At 34.4% G+C, this 753-nt stretch carries 1 protein-coding gene; it reads left to right on the forward strand.

The window, feature by feature from the left end:
* Positions 1-102: 102 nt before the first annotated feature.
* On the forward strand, positions 103-627 hold the full coding sequence (locus ACS8FC_RS16980) for a type 1 glutamine amidotransferase domain-containing protein (protein ID WP_439297649.1): 525 nt from the start codon (positions 103-105) through the stop codon (positions 625-627).
* Positions 628-753: the final 126 nt, after the last annotated feature.

Consider the following 753-nt stretch of genomic DNA (forward strand, 5'->3'; position numbering starts at 1 on the left):
CAAATAATAATAAATAACAAAAACTATAGAATGATAATAAATTCGATTATAAAAATTCAAATGCAAATAAACAGAAACAAGTATAAATAGAAAAGGAATATCATGAAAACGATCGCTTTTTTACTACATAATAACTTCGAGCAAGCAGAATACGAAGAAGTTAATAATCAATTAAAAGACAAAGGTTATAAGACCCTTCTGATCACTACTAATAAAGACAAAGAAGTGCAGGCTATGCAGCAGGATGTAGATAAAGGTGATACCTTTACTGCTGATATCTTTGTAAAAGATGCAAATGTTTCTAATTATGATGCACTAGTATTACCAGGTGGCACGGTTAATGCGGATACGATCCGTGGTAACAAAGAAGCTCACAAGATCATCAATGCCATCAATGATGCAGGTAAACCATTAGCTGTCATATGCCATGCTTCTTGGGCACTTATCAATACAGGTATTGCTAAAGGCAAAACACTGACCGCCTATCACACGCTGCAAACCGATCTAGAAAATGCTGGTGCAACGTACGTCGACAAGACTGTACAAGTTGATGGCAATTTAATTACTTCGCGTAATCCAGATGACATCAGTAACTTCGTCAATGCCATTGATAAAGCATTATCTTAATTTTTTCTTCATCTATTAAAAGATGACGTATCCAAACCTTTCAACTATTGATAACTACAATTAAGGAAAATATTATGTCTAACTCTAACCCAAACGATACCAAACTTGAGCAACAACGTGCTGAAT

It is taken from the genome of Psychrobacter sp. 1Y4, from assembly GCF_051847555.1.